Origin of the sequence: Bradyrhizobium erythrophlei (assembly GCF_900129505.1) — a bacterium.
Taxonomy (GTDB): Bacteria; Pseudomonadota; Alphaproteobacteria; order Rhizobiales; family Xanthobacteraceae; genus Bradyrhizobium; species Bradyrhizobium erythrophlei_D.
On the sequence record NZ_LT670818.1, the window covers coordinates 2,452,672 to 2,472,112 of the forward strand.

General features: G+C 64.5%; 13 protein-coding genes and 1 pseudogene. 5 read left to right on the forward strand and 9 right to left on the reverse strand.

From position 1 onward, the window contains the following. Window positions 1–5: 5 nt before the first annotated feature. From B5525_RS11565 to B5525_RS11585, 6 genes are all read right to left on the reverse strand, one after another. On the reverse strand, window positions 6–1,067 hold the full coding sequence (locus tag B5525_RS11565) for an ABC transporter ATP-binding protein (RefSeq protein WP_079566124.1): 1,062 nt from the start codon (window positions 1,065–1,067) through the stop codon (window positions 6–8). Between the two features lie 207 nt (window positions 1,068–1,274). Beyond that, window positions 1,275–2,459 carry a pyridoxal-phosphate-dependent aminotransferase family protein gene (locus B5525_RS11570; protein WP_079566125.1) on the reverse strand — a complete coding sequence of 395 codons (1,185 nt, stop codon included), beginning with the start codon at window positions 2,457–2,459 and terminating at the stop codon, window positions 1,275–1,277. A 246-nt stretch (window positions 2,460–2,705) separates the two neighbouring features. Then, window positions 2,706–3,467 (reverse strand): LssY C-terminal domain-containing protein, encoded by a 762-nt coding sequence (locus B5525_RS11575; protein WP_079573232.1) that lies wholly within the window; start codon window positions 3,465–3,467, stop codon window positions 2,706–2,708. 305 nt (window positions 3,468–3,772) lie between these two features. Next, complete coding sequence (locus B5525_RS11580) at window positions 3,773–4,513, reverse strand: thermonuclease family protein (RefSeq protein ID WP_079566126.1); 741 nt, start codon at window positions 4,511–4,513, stop codon at window positions 3,773–3,775. Next, window positions 4,437–4,613: a hypothetical protein gene (locus B5525_RS45300; RefSeq protein WP_172899850.1), complete on the reverse strand. Its 177-nt coding sequence runs from the start codon at window positions 4,611–4,613 to the stop codon at window positions 4,437–4,439. The genes B5525_RS11580 and B5525_RS45300 overlap by 77 nt, the downstream gene beginning before the upstream one ends. Before the next feature lie 80 nt (window positions 4,614–4,693). Next, entirely contained in the window at window positions 4,694–6,430 is a 1,737-nt protein-coding gene (locus B5525_RS11585) for a hypothetical protein (RefSeq protein WP_079566127.1), read from the reverse strand. 448 nt (window positions 6,431–6,878) lie between these two features. Here B5525_RS11585 and B5525_RS11590 point away from each other — a divergent pair, with 448 nt between their 5' ends. Further along, the gene (locus tag B5525_RS11590; protein ID WP_079566128.1) at window positions 6,879–7,751 is read left to right on the forward strand and encodes a caspase family protein; all 873 of its coding nucleotides are present in this window, start codon (window positions 6,879–6,881) and stop codon (window positions 7,749–7,751) included. Between the two features lie 315 nt (window positions 7,752–8,066). On the opposite strand, the gene B5525_RS11595 is transcribed toward B5525_RS11590, so the two are convergent. Then, entirely contained in the window at window positions 8,067–8,951 is an 885-nt protein-coding gene (locus tag B5525_RS11595; protein ID WP_079566129.1) for an efflux RND transporter periplasmic adaptor subunit, read from the reverse strand. Between the two features lie 419 nt (window positions 8,952–9,370). Between B5525_RS11595 and B5525_RS11600 the strand changes: the two are divergent. Continuing rightward, window positions 9,371–9,673: pseudogene (locus B5525_RS11600) on the forward strand (DNA methyltransferase); the annotation flags it as partial. 120 nt (window positions 9,674–9,793) lie between these two features. Here B5525_RS11600 and B5525_RS11605 read toward each other — a convergent pair. Together B5525_RS11605 and B5525_RS11610 are read right to left on the reverse strand one after the other, a co-directional pair. After that, window positions 9,794–12,244, reverse strand: coding sequence for an adenylate/guanylate cyclase domain-containing protein (locus B5525_RS11605; RefSeq protein ID WP_079573234.1), 2,451 nt, complete (start codon window positions 12,242–12,244; stop codon window positions 9,794–9,796). Window positions 12,245–12,447: 203 nt separating this feature from the next. Next, window positions 12,448–14,463 (reverse strand): AsmA family protein, encoded by a 2,016-nt coding sequence (locus B5525_RS11610; protein ID WP_079573236.1) that lies wholly within the window; start codon window positions 14,461–14,463, stop codon window positions 12,448–12,450. Between the two features lie 238 nt (window positions 14,464–14,701). Between B5525_RS11610 and B5525_RS11615 the strand changes: the two genes are divergently transcribed. From B5525_RS11615 to B5525_RS11625, 3 genes are all read left to right on the forward strand, one after another. Next, a complete protein-coding gene (locus tag B5525_RS11615; protein ID WP_079566130.1) occupies window positions 14,702–15,376 on the forward strand; it encodes a Crp/Fnr family transcriptional regulator in 675 nt (224 codons plus the stop codon). A 132-nt stretch (window positions 15,377–15,508) separates the two neighbouring features. Beyond that, entirely contained in the window at window positions 15,509–17,467 is a 1,959-nt protein-coding gene (locus B5525_RS11620; protein ID WP_244567872.1) for a hybrid sensor histidine kinase/response regulator, read from the forward strand. 338 nt (window positions 17,468–17,805) lie between these two features. Then, the gene (locus B5525_RS11625; RefSeq protein ID WP_079566132.1) at window positions 17,806–19,437 is read left to right on the forward strand and encodes a glycosyltransferase family 39 protein; all 1,632 of its coding nucleotides are present in this window, start codon (window positions 17,806–17,808) and stop codon (window positions 19,435–19,437) included. Window positions 19,438–19,441 lie beyond the last annotated feature (4 nt).

Consider the following 19,441-nt stretch of genomic DNA (forward strand, 5'->3'; position numbering starts at 1 on the left):
GCGGTTCACCGGCTCAGCGCGCGGCAGCGTTCGGGCGGAAGATAAAGCCAGACCTCCGTGCCCACGGGCACGGCGTTATCGATCGGGGTGACCACCCGCAAGGTCGTACCGTCAGGAGTTTCGACCATGTAGTCGCGGTTGGCGCCGAGAAACACCTGGCGCGTCACCCTGGCCTTGACCGCATTGCCGGGCGCGGGCGGCGGCTGCGTCGAAAGCTGGATGTCGTGCTGGCGGATGGCGACGATGGCTTTCTGGCCGGGATCGAGTGTCGCGCCCACCACCTGCAGGATCGCGCCGGCGAACGCGACATGATTGCCGTCACGGGCGGTGCCGGCGATCACATTGCTGGCGCCGATGAAGCGTGCGACGAATTCCGACTGCGGCCGGTCATAGATGTCTTCCGGCGTGCCGAGCTGGTCGATCCTGCCGCCGTTCATCACCGCGATCAGATCGGCGGTGGTCATGGCCTCGGACTGGTCGTGGGTGACATAGACCGTGGTGTAGCGATATTCGTCGTGCAGGCGGCGGATCTCGAACCGCATCTCCTCGCGCAGATTGGCGTCGAGGTTGGACAGGGGTTCGTCGAGCAGGAGCGTCTGCGGCTCGACGATCAGCGCGCGCGCCAGCGCCACCCGCTGCTGCTGGCCGCCGGACAATTCGCCGGGATAGCGCTGCGCGAGAATCTCGAGTTTTGTGGTGGCCAGGATTGCCGCGAGCTTCTTCGCGATGGTGTCGCGGTCGAGTTTGCGCAGGCGCAAGCCATAGACGATGTTTTCCGCCACCGTCATATGCGGCCACAGCGCGTAGCTCTGGAAGATCATCGACATCTTGCGCTGTTCGGGCGGCAGCGTGCGCGCGCGCGACGACACTACGCGGTCGCCGACATGGATCTCGCCGTCGGAAGGTTCGAGGAACCCCGCGATCAGCCGCAGCGTGGTGGTCTTGCCGCAGCCGGAGGGCCCGAGCAGGCAGACCAGCTGCCCATGATCGATCCGCAAAGATACATCATCGACCACCGCAAGCGATCCAAATCGCTTGGTTAAGCCGCGCAATTCAACGGACGCCAATCAAACGCCTCCCCAAATCCGGTTCCCGCCTGCCGCGGAATACACGTCGCGCCGTTGTCGGCTTATTTATCGCTGGATCAATATAAGCACGAATGGAGGGCCGGCGAAAAGACTTGGCGTTCAACTATCGTCGTCCCGGCCTTGAGCCGGGACCCATAACCACAGGCTTTAGCGGCTGCGCGGGCCCGATGATTCCGAACCCGTGCCTTACGCACTCACGCTTTCGCCGAGCCAGTCGATCGCGGCTTCGGTGCCGCCGTTGCCATGGGGGATTTGAAGCGCGTTGAGGCCGACTTCGATGACACCGAGTGTGCCTAAGATCATCGGCGCGTTGACGTGCCCCATATGGGCGATCCGGAACGCCTGGCCCTGCAAATCGCCGATCCCGACGCCCAGCACCACGCCGCATTTTTCCTTGCAGTATTTATGCAGCTCCACCGGGTCGTGGCCGTTCATGACCACGGTTGTGACGGTGTTGGAGCGTTCGCTCGCTTCCGCGATATTGAAGCCGAGCACCTGGCCCTCGGCCCAGACCGCGACTGCGCGGCGCACCGCTTCGCCGAGCAGGCGATGGCGCAGGAACACGTTTTCGAGTTTCTCCTCGAACAGCATGTCGACCGCCTGGCGCAGCGCGAACAACAGATGCACCGGCGCAGTGCCGGCATATTTGCGGTAGTGCTCGGAGCCCTCGCGCTCGGTCCAATCCCAATAGGGCGTCCGCAGTCCGGCGGTCTTGTGCACCTTGCGCGCGCGATCGTTGGCGGCAACAAAGCCGAGGCCCGGCGGGGTCATCAGGCCCTTCTGCGAACCGGACATCGCGACGTCGATGCCCCAGGCGTCCATCTCGAACGGCATGCAGCCCAGCGATGCCACCGCATCGACCATGAACAACGCCGGGTGGCCGGCGGCCCTGATCGCCTTGCCGATGGCTTCGATGTCGTTATAGGCGCCCGAGGCGGTGTCGACCTGCACCGCGAGGATCGCCTTGATGCTGTGCTCCTTGTCCTGCCGCAGGCGTGCTTCGACCTCGGCGGGACGGATGGCGCGGCGCCAGTCGCCCTTCAGCACCTCGACCTCGACGCCCATCGCGGCGGCGGCGTCGCCCCAGCCGATCGCGAACCGGCCGCTCTCCAGCACCAGGATCTTGTCGCCGCGCGACAGCACGTTGGTGAGCACCGCTTCCCAGGCGCCATGGCCGTTGGCGATATAGACATAGGATCGGCTTTTGGTGGCGAACAGTTTCGACAGGTCGCGATGCAGGCTGTCGCTCAGCTCGATCATCTGGTCGGAATAGATGTCCAGCGCCGGACGATGCATCGCCCGCAGCACCTCGTCGGGCATCGTGGTGGGACCGGGGATCGCCAGGAATTCCCGGCCCGCGCGAACGGTCATTTTTGTTGTTCCTTCTTGGGTGGGCTTCAAGGGGAGGGATGCAGGGAAATGAGGAGGAATTCAAGGTTGAAAGTCATCATAATCAATTGAAACCGTCATTGCGAGTCAACGGGTCGGCGCGAAGCGCCGCCCGATGACAGGCTCCGCGAAGCAATCCATTTTTGCCGTACGTCACTTGCGCTCCCTTGCGCATGCGCTTCGCGTTTGTCGCAGGCAATGACGACAAAATGCGGCCCGCGGTCCATCCTACTTCGCCAGCGCGTCGGCGATGCCGTGCCAGATCTGGTCCTTGATCTCGGTGGCCGACGGGCTCGGGATGACGGTGGCGGGGCCGGTCCGTTTCTGGCACGCCACGACCAGGCGCAGGATCCACACCTCGCCGTCGGTGTAATAGGGATCGCCGCCGCCGTTGCGCCCGGTCATGGTGGGGCCGATGCCCGTGACCTGGTATTTGGCGTCGACCATGCCGGCGGCTTCGAGGTCGGTTGTCAGCAGCAGGCGCTCGGCGTCGATATCGGCACCGATGTGGTGGGTGATGGCGCCGGTATAATGGCTGACGCCGACGCTGCGGTCATAGGTCACCGCGCCGAGCCAGACCGGCCGCTGTTCGTCACCTTTGTCCAGCACCTTCCAGAACCGCACATGATGGCGATGATCGGGGCTGTTGCCGTCGGGCTTTTCGAACGCGAGATCCTCGCGGCGGCCGAGATAAAACAAAGGACTCACCGGCGCGTCGCGATAGGGCCGGTCCAAGAGCACGCTGCCGGCGATCTCGATCGAGGAGCGCAGCGTGACGGGATCGGCCGGAAACCAGCCGGCGGCCGCCATGGCGCAGAGCACGTCCTTGTCGTCGCCGACCAGGCCGACATTGATCGGATCGCCGGGAATGCCCTGCGCGGTGCGCGTTACCATCGGCAAATTGGCGAGCTTCTTCTGGTGCTCGTGATGGGTCCACAGCGCCGGCAGCGCCAGATAAGCGAGGAAGGTGTAGGCGAGCACGACCGCCATCGCGGCCACAAGAAAGCGCTGCAGCCGCGAACGGTCCGGCAGTGGCTGCGATTCCAGGTCGTCGTAAAGATCAGCCACGGCGCGCTCGTAAATGCATTCGCGGAGCTTAGCTCATGGTGGCCTTGAGTTGAATCGGCGATGTGCCGGCTCGTTCCACCTCGCCCCGCTTGCGGGGAGAGGTCGCCGCGCTCTTGGCGCGGCGGGTGAGGGGGACTCTCGGCGTGTCCGGCTTGCTGAGGCAGCCCCTCACCCCAACCCTCTCCCCGCAAGCGGGGAGAGGGAGAAGCAAACGACCGCTGTTGCGACTACCGTCTCGTCTCGCGGCAGCCGGCGGCTTCGGCGTCTTCCTTCGAGCAGAACCAGCGCGTGCCCTTGCTGATCGTCATCTTGATCTGCGCATACCAGCGGCTGGCGGGCGTGTGGTAGATGCATTCGCCGGAGCCGTTGACATTGCCCTTGATGGTGCAGTCGGGCGATGGCGCGACCGATCCCGAGGCCGATGCCAACAGGATCGCATGCGCGTTCGGCGGCGGCTTGGCGGCGCCGAGGATGGTGGTCTTCTTGTTGCGGACGCGCCAGTCCCACGGCGCGATGAAGGCGCCCTGCCACATCCCGGCCTTGGCCTCGCGCGCGGCTTTCTCGTCGGAATCGTAGTCATGGGAAAACCGCGCATAGGACAGCGCCCAGCCGCTCGCCACCAGCCATTTCTGGATGTCCTCGCCGTCGACCTCGCAGTGCGCCACGACCCGGCCGCGGCGGTCGGCGGCCTGGCGTTGGTGGCAGGTCCAGCTCTTGTCGCCGACATGTTTTGTCAGCTCCTCGCGCGCGGCGACGCCGCAGGCCCAGCGCTCGCCTGAATTGTTGAGGCAGAGCTGATCCACCGACGGCGCGTCGATGCCGCCGAGGCGAATCCGGGTCGAGCCGATCTGGATCGAATCGCCCTCGCGGATTTTTGGCACGCCGGTGATGTCAGCCGCCTGCGCCAGCGCCGGCAAGAAAGCTGATATGAACAATAATGCGATAGCCGGCAGGAACTTCATGCGCATGCAATGACGCCGCCTTCAATGGAATCGGTTCGGTATTGCCGCCGATTGTGGTGCGGATGCGGCCAAAGCACCAGCGGCGCGAGACGATGGGTGTTTTCAACTTAACGCTACCGCGACGGCCGCCGGCTTGGGGCTGCCTCCCATCGTCGTCCCGGCTTAAGGCCGGGACGACGACCTTTGTTAAGCCGAGCCAACCCCCATCATCGCCCGCCGCGCCAGCGCCAGGCCCATCAGCACGAAGGCCGAGGTGACCTCGGGGCCGCCGACCAGGATACGGGTCGGTGTCTTCATCTTGTTCCACTCATAGGCCCGAAACGGCCCGCGCCTTCCGCCTTCGCCTGTGTGGGCGATGATGCAGTGCAAGGCCGGCGTGAAGGTCGCGACATCTGCGCCGAGATGGCCGAGCGCGATCAGCGCCAGTGCGGCGTCGAAGACGTTCATCTCGCGCGCGATCAGCTCGGTCTGCACATAGGCCAGCACCTTGGCGCGGATGAAAGCGAACGCGCCGCCAGGATCGATCAAGGCCTGGGCGGCCAGCGGCAGCGCGATGAAGGCCGCGTAGCAGCGGCCGAAATAGGCGCAATAGAGCTCCGGCAGATAATAGATATGCGAGCGCGGATCGGCGATCGCGCCGCTTTCGGCGAGCCGCCGCTGGAACGAAATGATGCGGTGCACGGTGTCGAGCCGCGCCGGCGTCTCCAGCACCTTCCAGCGCACCAGGTTGCGGAAGGAGACCTCGAGGATGTCGAGATTGAGCGTCGGATCGAGGTCGTTGCCGAATGGGCGCTCGCCGGCAAAACTGTCGATCCAGGTGGCGACGCCGCCCTCGTAGTCGATGTTGTCGTTGATCGGCACGGTGACCTTGGGCTCGTTGGCGCCTTCGCGGACCTGGTAGCCGGCGTAGAAGTCCAGCAGCGGCTGGTCCAGCATCGGATCCTCGGAGCCGGCCTGCGTGGCGGCCGAGAACGAGCACGCCGTGGTGTCGCAATCCGGCACGTAGACGCCGAAGCCGAGATCCTGCTTGATCTGGGCGAAGAAGCGGGAAAAGCGCGGATGCGGCAGCGGCGCCAGCGCGGTGACGACATCGAAGGGTGATCCATCCTGCGCGCGCACCTGCTCGCGGCTGGTGACGAGGCAGAACTCGACCATCGCGGAAATCGCGCCGCGCGCCGCCGCGGTTTCGCCTGATGAGGCGAGGCCAGTCTCGACAAAACTCAGCAGCGCCTCGGTGAAGAACGCGTCGTAATAGGCCGAGCGGTGGCGGATCTGCACCGGCTCCCACATCGGCTCGGCGATGCCCTTCCACGGCGGGTTGACCAGGTCGCGCACCGGCGAGCGGGCGATGAAGACCCGCGCCAAATTGAACAACAAGGTCGAGTTCTTGTAGCCGCGCGAATTCAGCCCCGTCAGCGCCATCAGGAATTCGCGGCCGCGCAGATCGGGATCGCCGAGCAAATTGAAGGCGGCATAGGTCGGGATGAACCCGTTCTTGCGAAACGAGCCCAATAGATGCACCCCGCAGGCCCGGATCGCCTGCTCGATCTCGGGCACATCAGGCGCGCGGCCGGGTGCGGTGACCGGCTTCGGCCGGGGATGGCTGAGCTCGATCGTATCCATGAGCGCCACCACCGGGGCGCCGATCGCGGCCCAGTCCGGCGTCGCCTGGTCGCGCGCGCTGATGAGCGCCTCGCGCAAGCCGGCCAGCCGGCTCTCGTCGCGCAATTCCATCAACCCGGTCCGGCACAACAGCGGGCGCAGTGCCGGATTGCCGAGCGCGGTCCGGTAGAATTTTGCAAGATGCGGGTCGCCGCCGGATGGCTTAGCGAGCAGGGGATCGCAGACGTCGTACAGCGACGGGCCGTCTTTCCGGACTGTCAATGCGCGGTAGGCGGCCCCGGCGAAATGCTGAAAACCCATCGAAGTCTTTCCGCGGGCCGTTGACGGCAGGCAGCGGCGATCCGCCGAAAAGCGGTGGCCATTCCCTCCCGAACGCCCCCAATGCGCCCTCAAGTGCTTGAAAAACTACACGGAAAGACGGGGAATACAAATGTGACTGAAGTCACATGAAAGCACGGCGGGTTTTTTCTGATCCGCACGCCGGGCAAGCTCGCTGGAGGCCGTCTTAAGTATCGGGCCGAACGAGCGAAAATCGTCGCGGCCCAGATGCCGCAACGGAGTTTGTCAAGGGGTTTTAGTATTCCATTAAGGTTGCCCGGCTTCTCCCTTCCGGTTAATGCTTTGTTTGCTGCGGTGCCGCAAATTGAGCGCAATTGGACGTCACACGTCCGGCACTCCCAAAAAACCAGAACGGCGTAGGGCGCGACCAACTTTCGCGCTGTCTTGAGTGACGAGGAAACGACCTGCGATGAATGTAACCCCCCTTCGCATCTCCGGCCGCCCGGTCGCTGTTGCCGCTGTGCTGGTCGGCATGGTGTCGCTGGCGATCGGCGCGCATGCCGCGCTCAACATGCGCAACCTCGACGCCGACAAGGCGGTCGCCGCCGCGAGCAGCGTCGATTTGTCCAAGAAGGGTTCACGGATCGCGCTCGTGATCGGCAACGGTCATTATCCCGACGCCAATGTGCCCCTCGCCCAGCCGATCAACGACGCCCGCGAACTTTCCGCCGAGCTGCGCCGCGACGGTTTTGACGTCGATGTCATCGAGGATGCCAGCAAGGACGACATGACCCGCGCGGTGGCGCGGCTGCGGACCAAGATCCGTCCCGACAGCGTGGTGATGCTGTTCTTCGGCGGCTACGGCATCCAGGTGGGCAGCGAGAGCTACATGATCCCGGTCGACGCCGCGATCTGGAAAGAGGGCGATGTCCGCCGCAACGGCGTCTCGATCGAATCCGTGCTGGACGTGATGAAAGAGCAGGGCGCCTGCGCCAAGCTGGTCGTCGTCGACGCCTCCCGCCGCAATCCCTATGAGCGCCGCTTCCGCGGCTTCTCCCACGGCCTCGCCCCGATCGCAGCACCCGACAACGCCCTGATCCTGACCTCCGCGACGCCGGACAAGGTCGCCGATGACGGCAAGGGCCAGCACAGCGTGCTGGTCACCGAGCTCCTCACCAACATCGGCGCCCGCGATTCCGACAAGCCCACGGCGGCCGAAGCCATCTTCAACAAGACCCGCATCGCCATCGCCAAGGCCAGCGACGGCGAGCAGGTGCCGAGCGTGTCGTCGTCGCTGCTCGAAGACGTCAGCTTCGCCGCGACGGACAAGGCCGGCAGCTAAGGCCGATCGTCATTCCGGGGCGCGCGTCAGCGCGAACCCGGAATCTCGAGATTCCGGGTCTGGTCCTTCGGACCATCCCGGAATGACAAAAGTTGAGCTCTCCCCGTTACATCACAGCGCCGCCCGCTCGGTGCACCTCGCCCCGCTTGCGGGGAGAGGTCGCCGCGCTCTTGCGCGGCGGGTGAGGGGGACTCTCCGCGAGTCCGCTGCTGCGGAATTTGCTGAGGCGGCCCCTCACCCCAACCCTCTCCCCGCAAGCGGGGCGAGGGGGCTCATTGCCGCTGCTGAAGCACCACGACTTCTCAAACGCCGCCCCTACTTCCGCTCCCCGCTCGCCGTCACCGCGCGCACCGGATCGCCCTCGCGCAGCAGCGCGCCGGCGCGGGCCACGACGATGTCGCCTTCGTTGAGCCCGCTCTTGATCTCGACCTGGCCGCCCGCCATCAGCCCGACCTCGACCTGCTTGGTTTCGACCCGCGCGCGCCGCACCACCTGGACCACGGTGCCGGCGTCGCCGTAGAGCACCGAGGTCAGCGGCACCGCGATGTTGCAGCTCTGCCCGATCGTGATCAGCGCGCGCCCGGAGGAGTTCACCAAAAGCGTCCGGTTGGTGGTGATGCCGAGGAAGACCTGGCCGAGCTGGCTGTTGGGCTCGACCGTCGGCGCGATCCGGCGCACCCTGGCGTCGACCTCGCCGGCGCCGGGGATCTTGATCTTCGCGGTCTGGCCGACCTTGAGTTTTGCGATGTCCTGCACCGGCACGAGGCCAACCAGGTCGAACTCGCCGCGCGCGATGATCGTGAACAGCGCCTCGCCCTTGGCTGAGGCCATCGCGCCGATCGTGGCCGTGGAGGTCTCGACCAGCCCCGCCACCGGCGCCTGCACCTGGGCGACGCCGCCCTCGGGCAGCGTCAGCCGCGCCAGCGTCTGGCCCGCAGTGACGGTATCGCCGGCCTCGGCCAGGATTTCCGAAACCTTCAGCCCCATCCGTTCGGGGCGCACCATTGTTTCCTCGCGCGCCAGCACGAGGCCGGACACCTCGACGATATCCCCGAAGCAGGATTTCGCCGCCGTCAGCACCGTGACGGTAGCGCCCTTGGGGGCGTCGGGATCGTCGGCGGCGAAGGCGGGGGAGGCGAGGGAAAGGAGGAGGGCGGCCGAGGCGAGGAGGTTTCGCGAACGCGCGAGGAAAGGAGGCATCGGAATTCCTGTTCCGGTTGGGTGTCTATCGATACCAGAAGGTAGCCGCCAGCGCCAAGCGGGGAAGCATCGTCAGACATTAGAGCGGATGGGCGTGGTTTGGTTCAACGGACAAGCGGGCGTACAACGGTCGTCATGCCCGCCTTGTGCCGCGCGTCAGGTAGGGTTGGGATATCAAAAGGCAGGAGGCCGTGGCGTTGTGCCCAAGATCGATATGATGTAGCTCGCCTATGGCGGGAATTACGTTGTATCACTCGGCGGATCGTTGCGAACATTGAGGCCTTGCGAGGAAACTCCATAATATGCCGACCCTGCATTGGCTCACCCGCGACCAAGACCTGACTGCCGCCGATAAAGTTCCATATCGCCTTTTGGAGGAAGTGCCGGATCTCGCCATCGGCGACCGCCAAACCGGCAACATGCTAATACAGGGCGACAACCTTGATGCACTGAAAGCGCTGCTGCCGTTCTACGCCGGTCAAGTGAAGTGCATCTACATTGATCCTCCCTACAACACGAGGTCCGCTTTCGAGCACTACGACGACAATCTGGAGCACACGAAGTGGCTATCCACAATGTGGCCAAGGTTGGAATTGTTGCGTGATCTGTTGTCCGAAGACGGGTCGATTTGGGTTTCGATCGATGACAACGAAGCGCACTACCTCAAGGTCGTGATGGATGAAATCTTCGGTCGCTCGAATTTCATTGCGAACGTGTTGTGGCAGAAGGTGTTTTCCCCCAAAAATACGGCGAAGCATTTTTCCGAGGACCACGACCATATGGGTCCCTGCGTTCGCAGGGACGACAGGGTGCTTGGGGTTGGTAGCGTGCGCCACTCGCATCTACTGCTTCCGTCGCCGCGTTGCCGCCGCGGCCACCGCCGCCTGCTCGCCCTCGCGCCAGCGCAGGATCTCCACCGCGAGCACGGGATGATTGAATCCCTTCAGCTGCAGGTCATCCAGCGGCTTGCCGTCGACCCATTGTTCGACCATGCCGTAGACGCGCCGGCTCACCACGATCTGGCCGGCCTTGGCTTCGTCGCACAGGCGCGAGGCGAGGTTGGTGACGCTGCCGATCGCGGCGTATTCGAGCCGCTGCTCGAAGCCGATCTGGCCGAGCGTCGCGTAGCCGAGCGCGATGCCGACGCCGAAACCCAAACTGTGCCCGCGGTTGCGCCAGCGCTCGGTCAGCGCGCCGATGACGTCGCGCATTTCCACCGCCATCTGCACCGCACGCTTGACGTGGTCTTCGAGCTGCAGCGGCGCGTTGAACAGGATCATCACGCCGTCGCCGGCATAGCGGTCGAGGGTGCCCTCGTAGCGGAAGATCAGCTCGCCCAACGCGGCGTGATATTCGCGCAGCACGTTCATCGCCTCTTCCGGCTCGGTGCTCTCGGTAAAGGAAGTAAAGCCGCGCAGATCGCAAAACACCACCGTCACCTCGCGGCGGTGGCTGTCGAGCAGCGCGTCGTGGCCGTCGGACGAGGCGATCAGCTGCGCCACCTGCGGCGCGAGGAAGCGCTCGAGTTTCCGGATGCGCTCGATCTCGGCGAGCTGTTTCTCCACCCGCTCTTCCAGCGACTTGTTCCAGTTCTTGAGCTGGTCGGTCTGCTCCTGCAGTTTGGCGGCCTGCTGCTGCACGGTGGAATGCGCGGACGACAACTCGCGGCCCTTCTGGTCGACTTCCGAGAACAGCCGCGCGTTGCGCATCGCCAGCACCGATTGATGCGCAAACGTGCGCATCAGCCCGATCAGATTGCTGGAGAATTCGCCGGCCTCCTTGCGCAGCACCACCAGCGAGCCCAGCACGCCCTGCTGGTCGACCAGCGGCACCACCAGCACCGAACGAAAACCGGCAGTCACCGCGACGTCGCGCAACAGCTGATCGGCGGCGGTGGCGAGATCGGGGATCGCGACCGGCTCGCCGGAGGAAGCGGCCTCGCCAAGCACGCTGGAGGCCTCATCGATCACGAGGTGGGCGCCTTCGGCGCTGCGGTCGATGCCGATCGCCTCGCTCAAATTGAACTGATGGCTTGCCGCGTCATAGCCATAGATCAGGACCGCGTCGGCCTGCGTGATTTCCAGCGCGCGCGCCGCCACCGTCGGCAGCACGGCGTTGAGATCGAGCGAGGCGGCGACCGCGCGGCCGACTTCCTCCAGCACCTTGAGCTCGTTGATGGAGCGCGCCAGATCCCGCGTGCGCTCCTCGACCTTGGTCTCCAGCCCCGAATAGGTTTCCTGCAGCTGGCCGGCCATGCTGTTGAACTGGTCGGCGAGTTCTTCCAGCTCGTCCTTGGTATGCACATCGATGCGATGGCTGAAATCGCCGGCACCGAGCCGCCGCGCGCCGGCGCGCAGGGCCGTGATCGGGATCAGCATCCGCCGCGCCATCAAGGTGCCGGCGAGGATCGCGACCAGAAGCCCGAGCCCGATCAGAAGCGCGATCCGCACCAACTGATCCCGGATCGGCGCCAAGGCCTGCGCGGTCGGCTGCTCGAACAGCACGAACCAGCCGAGTTTCGGGATGGCGTTGGACGCCGTCATCACCGCATGGCCGTCGGCATCCTTGCCCGATTCCGGCTCCTCCTTGCCCTTCAGCAGCGCCTCGACCTGCGGCAGTTTCGCCAGATCCGCGGCCAGCTCCGGCCCCTTGGCGGACGTCGCCAGCACCCGGCCGTGCGGATCGACCACATAGGCGGAGGTGGCCTTGCCGACCTGGGCGTCGCCGAGGAAGTCGGAGAGAAACGCCAGATCGATATCGGCGACGGTGACGCCGCCATTGAGGCCGGCATGCGACACCGCGATCGACATGACCGGACGCGAGCCGCGGAAATCCGCCGGCGAAAAACTCAACCCGCGGGTGACGGTCTCGATGAAGCGGATGTCGCGGGAAAAATCCGCCTTGCTGCCGACCACCGGCGGCGCGCCGCGCGACGCCTTCAGCTGCTCGCGGCCGGTGCCGTCGAGCAGCGAGAGCTGGGTGACGGGCGCCACCTGGTTGAGGAGCTGGGCGTAGTCGGCATTGTGCTTGGCCAGCGTATCGGCGCTCGCGCGGGTCACCCAGCTGATCTGCCGCTCCAGTTCCGCGACCGACTGTTCGATCCGCCGGGCGCTCGCTTCGGCCCTCTCGCCCATCGCGTCGGTGAGGCTGGCCTTGGTGGCGCGGTAGGAGATCCAGGTCTCCATCGCGCCGTTGACCGCCAGCACGAAGATCACGAGGCCCACCAGCGCGAACACGTATTTGGCGAACAGGCCCTGCCGGAGCGACCCAATCTTGTCCGTAACCGCGATCATCCAGACCCTCGGCAGCAGCCCCCCTCGGCCGCCTTCGTTCATGGCCGTCCCGGCCCAGGCCTGTTTAGCACAATTCGGGGGGTGCGGACGGGGCCTCTGCCAGCGTGGTTAGCCGCGATTTTGGGCAGCTTCTCCCTCCCTCGACGCGCGCAGCGTGGTGTGGGGAGGGCCGGGGTGGGGTGGGGTGGCGCAGCTACGATGGCCTATCGATTGAACAACTGCCGCAGCACGTCGTTCATCGCCGGGCTGTCCTGCGGTGGCGGGGGAGCCGAGTCGTTCGGCGCGGGCGGCGAGGGGCTAGTAGGAGCAGGCGAACCGGGCGCGGGAATGCTCCGGCCCTGGCCCGTTCCCTGGCTCCGCCCCAACCCCTGCTGCAGCAGATTACCGATGGTGTCACCAAGCGTGCCGCCGAGCGGATTGGACGAATTGCCGCCGCCGTTGGTGTCGCTGTCCTGTCCGCCGCCGAGCAGTCCACCGAGCCCGCCCAAGCCGCTGCCATTGCCGCCGAACAGGCCCTTGCCCATTTCCTTCAGCTTCGCATAGGCCGCGTCGGGATTGTCGAGGATGCCCTGCATGTCCGGATAGATCCGCGGCTCGGCCCAGGGGCCGTCGATGACCACGGGAATGCCGAGCCCGACCGGATCGGAGGCGCGGCCCTGGCCCTCGGTGGTCAGCACCAGTTTCGGTTCGACGCGAAACGCCAAGGTCTGCGCGCCGAGATCGACAGTGCCCGCGCCGGTCATCTTCACCAGCGGGCCGACCAGATTGAGATCGCTGGTCGTGGCCTGGCCCTTCTCGACGCGGAACGACGCGCCGAGTTGCGTGAGATCCGTGGTCTGCTCCTTGCCCTCCTGCCAGCCCGACAGCGTGCCTGATGTCAGCGAGCGGATCATCTGCGCGACGTTGAGGCCGCGAATGGCGCTGTCCTGGAACACCGCGAACACGGTGCCGTCGAGGTTGGACATGATGGCACGCTGGCTGTTGCCGGCCGAACGCAGCGCGAGCTTGGCCTGCAATTTGCCATCGAGCTTGTCGAAATTGGCCGCGCTCCGCAGCAGCGGCAACGCGCGTACGCCGGCAAGATCGCTTTGCAACGTATAGGTCGGGCTTCCCATCGAGGCATCGACGATCAGATCGCCGCTGGCCTGGCCGCCATAGGCGCCGAGATTGGCAAACCGCGCCTTCAGAACGCCGGCGGCGAGCGCACCGTCGATCGCAGCCGGCGCGATATGCGCCTCGCCGATATTGATCTCGGCGGCAGAGATGCGGGCCTGGACGTCGACATAGTTCAGCCCGGTGAGGTCGATCGTCGTGTTGCTCCAGGAATTCTGCGGGCCTTGCGCCGGCGATGCGCCACCCTTGGCGGCGCCGGCGACGTCAAGCCGCTGGAAATCCAGATCGAGTTTTATCAGCGGCTTGCTGGAAAGGTCGGCCGCCGCCCAGCCGTTGAAGGCGCCGTCGCCGAGCGTGCCGGAGACGCCGTTGATCATCACCACCGCGCCGTTGAGCCGCACCTCGGCCTTGGCCGACAGCGGCGCCTGCAGCGCGCCGGGCGCCTTGAGCTTGAGTTCGACCGGAATATTCTGCCGTTCGCCGGGATGCGCAGGCGCGGTGGCGTCGATATCGAAGGTGAGCGTCTGCTCGCCCGACTTGGCGCTGCCGGTGATCTTGATCTTGCGGTCATCCGACATCACGGCGTTGGCGTTGATGCCGTCGATGCGGGTGTTGACGCGGTCGCGCAGATTGGAAAATTCCACCGCGCCGTCGGCCACCCTGACGCGCTCGATGATCGGCGTGGTCGCGTCCGGCTCGCCGCTTGCGGGTGCGGGGGACCGCGAAGGGGCGAGCGGCCCAGTGCGTTCGCGCAGCAGCGGCACATGCAGCACCGGGCGGGTGATGACAAGCTCGGTGACTTGCGGATGGCCCGACCAGACGCTGCCAAGGGTTACGTCGGCCTGCACGCTGCCGACGGTCAGGCGGCTCGTGCCGTCGCGATCCTTGGGATCCTGCAGGGTGACGTCGTTCAGCGTTACATTCAGCGACGGCCACACGCCGACCTTGGTCGCGCCCGCGATCGTCAGCCGGTAGCCGGTGTCGCGTTCCACCCGCGCCTGGATCGCCGAGGTCAGGAATCCCGAGGGGATCCCGACGATCGCGAGCAGCGCGAGTACGACGATGACGGCGGCAACGGCGCTGCCCGCGATTTTCAAGGCTCTCATGACGACATTCCAGAAACCGGCTGACTGCATTCGGCGGCGCCATCGCGGGGCGCGCGCGCTTCTTCTTGAGCTTATCCCGGAAGCGGAAGCCGCTCAAAGCCGCCAAAAATAGCCCGGGGGTGCTGCAAAGTTATGTGACTTATGACACACTTCAGGGCGATACCGATTTGAAGACGACCCCACTTTGAACGATTTTTAGCCGGCTCCGGTTCGAGCTGGCCCCAAGGAAGGCATTGCCATGAGCAAAGCGGCCGAATTTGCCGTCATTTTGAAGATGAATCCGATGTTCGCGGATCTGGGCGCCGACGAACTGGCGCGGATTTCGAGCCTTTGTCACACCCAGCATCTGGGGCTGGGCGAAATGCTGTTCCAGAAAGGCGACCCCGGCGACGCCCTGTTCGGGGTTCGCCGCGGCCAGATCCGGATCGAGACCGGGGTGTCCGATGGCAGCCGCCTGACCCTGAATTTCATGGGCCCGGGCGAACTGTTCGGCGAGGTCGCAGTCCTCGACGGCCAGAGCCGCACCGCCGATGCCACCGCGGGCGAGCCCTCCGAGCTGTTCGTGCTGCGGCGCGAGGACTTCCTTTCGCATCTCGAACGCGAGCCGAAGGTGGCGATCAAGATCATCATGCTGTTGTGCCAGCGCATCCGCTGGCAGAGCGAGCGGATGGAGGAATCGATGCTGCAGCCGCTGCCCGTGCGGCTCGCGCGCCGGCTCTGCGCGCTGGCATCCGATTTCGGCTCCGAGGTGCACATCTCCCAGGAGCAGCTCGGCGTCTTCGTCGGCGCCGCGCGCGAGAGCGTCAACCGTCAGCTGCAGCTATGGCGCAAGGATGGCATTCTGGACCTGCAGCGCGGCCGCATTCTGCTGCAGAATATGGGCAAGCTGACGGCGGTGGCGCGGAACGAGTAGGGCCGGCTTCGGAGCTCTCGAAGGCAGCCCATCCTCTGATATGCCCCGGGCTTTTCAGCATGGGCTCTATCGAAGGAACTATCCCTCCCTCTGGGTGTTTAAGTTGGTTATGGTCCAGCCAGGATAATATTCATGCAGCAAAGAGAGCGGCCCCATGCATCGTCGCCGGACGATGGCCGCTACCGGATGCTGATCGAAGCCGTCAACGATTACGCCATCTACATGCTCGATCCGGACGGACGCGTATCGAGCTGGAACCCCGGCGCGCGGCGTTTCAAAGGGTACGAAGAGTCCGAAATCCTGGGCGAGAACTTCTCGCGCTTTTACACCGAGGCCGATCGCGAACAGGGCTTGCCCCGAAGAGCGCTCGAGATCGCCGCGCGCGACGGAAAATTCGAAGGGGAGGGCTGGCGCTGCCGAAAGGACGGCACCCGGTTCTGGGCCCTTGTCGTCATCGATCCAATCAAGGATGCCTCCGGCAATCTGATTGGCTTCGCCAAAATCACCCGCGATCTTACCGAGCGAAAGCTTGCCGAAGAGGCGCTTCGGAAAAGTGAGGAACAGTTCAGGCTGCTGGTTCAGGGCGTTACGGATTACGCCATCTATATGCTGACGCCGGCCGGCCAGGTTTCAAGCTGGAACGCCGGTGCGGAAAGGATCAAGGGCTATCGTCCGGAAGAAATCATCGGCCAGCATTTTTCAAGATTCTATACCGAGGAAGACCGACAAGCGGGCGCGCCGCGGGTCGCGCTCGAGACGGCCGCGCGAGAGGGGCGATTTGAAAAGGAAGGCTGGCGCATCCGCAAGGATGGCAGCAGATTCGTGGCTCATGTCATCATCGATCCGATCCGCGCGCCCGACGGAACGATTCTGGGTTTCGCGAAGATCACCCGCGATATTACCGAGCGTAGAGAAACCGAGCGCGCCCTTCAGGAGGCGCGCGAAGCCTTGTTCCAGTCCCAGAAGATGGACGCAGTCGGGCAGCTTACCGGCGGGGTCGCGCATGATTTCAATAATCTCTTGATGGCGGTTCTCGGCAGCCTCGAACTTCTGCGCAAGCGTCTGCCTGCCGACCCCAAAATGACGCGTCTCATCGATAACGCGATACAAGGCGCGCAACGCGGCACCGCGTTGACGCAGCGCATGCTTGCCTTCGCCCGCCGGCAGGAACTCAAGCCGGCGCAGATCGATGTGGCGGATCTTGTTGGCGGCATGACGGATCTCCTGCACAGTTCTCTCGGAGCAATCGTTCAGATCCAGACGGATATTCCCCGGGGGATCAGAAAAGTACTGGTCGATCCGAATCAGCTGGAACTCGCCATCCTGAATCTGGCGGTGAACGCGCGCGACGCGATGCCCAAAGGTGGATCCATTTTCATTGCCGCGCGAGAAGAGAACGTCGCCAATATGCCGAGCCTGAAGGCCGGACGTTATGTCTGTCTTTCCGTGACCGATGAGGGGTGCGGGATGGATGAAGCGACACAGCGGCGCGCGCTGGAGCCGTTCTTCACGACCAAGGGCGTTGGCAAGGGAACAGGGTTGGGCCTGTCCATGGTTCACGGCATGATCGATCAATCCGGCGGCAAGCTCGTCCTGAAGAGCCGGAAGGGCGAGGGTACGACCGTTGAACTCTGGCTGCCCGTTGCGGCAACCGGCTTGGGATCTGTGTCGGGAGAGGAAAAGGACGTAAGGGAGTTTGAGCGAAGAGAAGGGCCGCTTGTGATCCTCGCAGTGGACGACGATGCACTGGTGCTGCTCAATACAGTGGCCATGCTGGAAGACCTCGGCCACACCGTCCTGGAGGCGACGTCCGGCAAGGAAGCCCTCGATATCATCCGGCGCGAAGGGGGCGTGGATCTCGTGATAACCGACCAGGCCATGCCGCACATGACGGGCTCCGATCTGGCCGCTGCGATCAGGGCCGAAAGGCCGGACCTACCGATTATCCTGGCGACCGGATATGCGGAGCTTCCGCCTGGCACGGACAAGGGTCTTCCAAAGCTGTCGAAGCCGTTTCGCCAGCAACAGCTTGCGGATGCCATCGTGGAAGTCCTTGCGCCCGAAGCGCCGCGCGTCGCGAGTTTCGGTTAGCGCTGCTGCCTTTGCTGGTTTTGGCACGCCGCGTCTCTCGGCGAGCAGCACGTCCCCTCCTTGCGGGGAGAGCTGCGAGTGCGGAAAGTCGTTGACTCAAATTGTTTTTTGGCACCTGCGGACGGCGAGTGCAGTTTGGCGAACATTTTTTTGAGCGCACATGATCTCAATTGAGACACCAAAAATTTTGAATTGGAACATGAACATCTTTTAACAATCAGAAACACGACGCGCAGCAGTGCTCGATCGGTTTTGCCAGCTTCGCTCCCAGCGCGGAGGCGGACCGATTGCGTTTGCCTGCTGCGCGCCGCGAGTCACTGTGTGTGGGTTTCTGGGCCATGTGTATTGCGTTCTCAGAGATGGCCGCGCGTTCGGAAATTTCCCCGGCGCGCTGGCGAAGACCGTTTCTGGTCTGGATGGACGGGATCGAAGCGGGCTGGGCCATTCCGCTCCTGCTGATCGGATTTATCGCGGTTTGGCAGGCGTTTCTGGTCATCGCCTATCTCGGCGGCGATCTGCATCCCGACGTTCTCGAGACATGGACGCTCGGACGCGGCATCGAATGGGGCTACTCCAAACATCCCCCGCTGATGGGATGGGTCGCACGCGCATGGACGTCGGTCTTTCCGCTCAGCAATTGGTCGTTTCAGTTGCTGGCGGTGACCAATTCGGCGATTGCGCTGTGGGCCGTCGATCTCATCACGCGCCACTTCGCAAGGGGCGACAAGAGAATTGTCGTGCTGTTGCTCCTCATGCTGCTGCCGGCGTACCAGTTTCACGCCCAGCGCTTCAACGCCAACGCGGTTCTGCTGGCGGCGTGGCCGATCGCCACCTATTGCTTCCTGCGGTCGTTTGAAACCCGCGAGATCGGATGGGCCGTCGCCGCCGGCGCAACCGCCGCGCTCGCGATGCTGGGCAAATACTATTCGGTGTTTCTCATCACAAGCTTTCTTCTCGCCGCGATGTGTCATCCGCAGCGCCGCGCCTATTTCGGCTCGTGGGCTCCCTGGATTTCGACGATCACAGGAATGGCCGCGCTCGCGCCGCATTTGGTCTGGCTGGCGACGACCGGAGCACAGCCGTTCGCCTATGCGCTTGAACGACATGCCGGCAAGGCCCATGTCCCTCCGCTGATTGAACCGCTTCTCTTTATTCTCGGCGTTGCGCTCGTGCTGGTGATCCCGACCGCGGCATGGATTCTGATAGCGGGCGACCGTCTCAAGAAGTTTCCGCAGGATTTTCGCAACCTGAACCCCGGCCTGTTGCTGCTCTTCCTTGTCAGCGTCGGGACACTCGTTCTTCCAGCCATCGCGGCGGTCGGGCTGGGCGCCGATATGCCTCCGATCTGGGCGCTGCAGGGGCTTTTCCTGTTCGCCATTCTGATTGTCTGCGGCGCAAGCTATCCGATCGAACGCTTTTATTCGGTCAATCTGGCGGTCGCTGTCATTGGCATCGCGGTGCTTGCCGCCGTCGTGGTGGCGCCGGTTCACGCGCTCTATCGGAACTTCCATCCCCTGAACGAGGGACGCAATTTCTATCAGGCGTCCGCGATGGAATTGACCCGGCAATGGCATCAGCAGTCTCGTGCGGCGCTTCCGGCCGTCGGCGGCGACGATGGCCTCGCCTTCGCCATGGCTTTCTACAGCCCGGACCATCCTGTGTATGACGTGCGGCTTGTCCACCCCCATACCGAGAGTTTGCCGCCGCAGACCAAGTTCGAACGGGGATGGGCGGCCCTGTGCTTCGATGGCGACGAGCATTGTGTCGCCGCGATGGAAGCCGCCGCGGCACGGGCTTCCCGCTATGTCAGAACCGAGTTCGTGCTGGAGTCGACGCTCTTGGGCCAGCCCGGTGCGACGCAGGGTTTTGTCGCCCTGATCGTTCCGCCTTCCGCCGAGGACGCCGCCCCGCCCACCGGCATGGCCGAAGATATCAGCGCGATGCGGCGCGGCCCTGTGGAATCGTACTGAAAAG